This window comes from Burkholderia sp. CpTa8-5, assembly GCF_017815045.1.
In the GTDB taxonomy this organism is placed as follows: Bacteria; Pseudomonadota; Gammaproteobacteria; order Burkholderiales; family Burkholderiaceae; genus Burkholderia; species Burkholderia sola.
The window spans coordinates 1-1,031 of the sequence record NZ_JAGIQD010000075.1 but is presented as its reverse complement, the minus strand read 5'-3'; the positions used below and the strand labels follow the sequence as shown (position 1 = coordinate 1,031).

The window sequence follows — 1,031 nt, the reverse complement described above, 5'->3', positions numbered from 1 at the left end:
CCCACACCTGGCGATGCACGTCCGCATCGGAGAATGTTCAGCGCAGCGTTGATATCACGATCATGCACGACACCACAGTCACTGCAGGCCCATTCTCTTACTCGCAGTCCCGCGATACCTTTCGGCCGCGTCGTGCTGTCTTTCGATCCGCACGCCGAACAGGACTGGGTCGAACCGCTTTCGTCGACTTCCTCGAACGTGGCCCCGTGCGCAATCGCTTTGTAGCGGAGCTTGTTTCGGAAAGACGACCAGGATGCGTCGTAGACGCTCTTTGCCATCCTGGTTCTGGCGAGTTTTGCGGCCGACACGTTGCCGACCGCGATGTAATCGAAACGCTGCACCAGATCGAGCGCGAGCTTGTGCTGGAAGTCGGCTCGGGCATTCGCGACCTTGGCGTGCAGTTTCGCGATATGCCGCTTGTGCTTTCGCGCCCGTTGCGCTTTCGCCAGCTTTTCCGCCGCGCGTCGGCCGAACCGGTCATTCGGCAGTTTTTCTCCGGTCGAAAGTGTGGCGAAGTCTTTCAGGCCGAGATCGATGCCGACACCGGAACGGATCGGACGAGCCTGAACATCCGGCATCTCGATCACGATGTTCAAGAACCAATTGCCGCGCGCATCCTGCGCGAAGTTGGTCCCATCCTTGATCTTGCCTTCGGGAAGCGGCCGGCTGTTGAACACGCGAAAGGTGTTGCCGGCGAAACGAAACGCATCGCCCTCGCGCTTCAGGTCACGGCCCTTCAGCGGCACCCAGCCCAGCGATTTCCTGCCGCGATAGCGCAGGTAGGGCCGACGGTGCTGGCTGCGCGACCTCGCGTATTGCTCGCACGTCGCGTTGACCGTGCCGGAGTGAATACCGAGTTCCTTGCTGCTCCCCGTCGTCAGCACGTTCAGGTCGAATCCTGTAGGCCACTTCTTGCCCCACTTGAGCGCGTGCTTCTGCGTGTCGTTGCAGAAGTTCCAGATGTAGTTCACCGCACGGCTCTGCTTGTTGAGCAGTCCGTTGAGCGACTTCACGCGGTAGCGGTAGACAAG

The 1,031-nt window shown here is 60.4% G+C and carries 1 protein-coding gene; it reads right to left on the bottom strand.

The window, feature by feature from the left end; all coding sequences use genetic code 11:
- The coding region (locus J8I35_RS34375; protein WP_209929394.1) for an RNA-guided endonuclease TnpB family protein at positions 1-1,031 on the bottom strand (1,031 nt) is incomplete at both ends.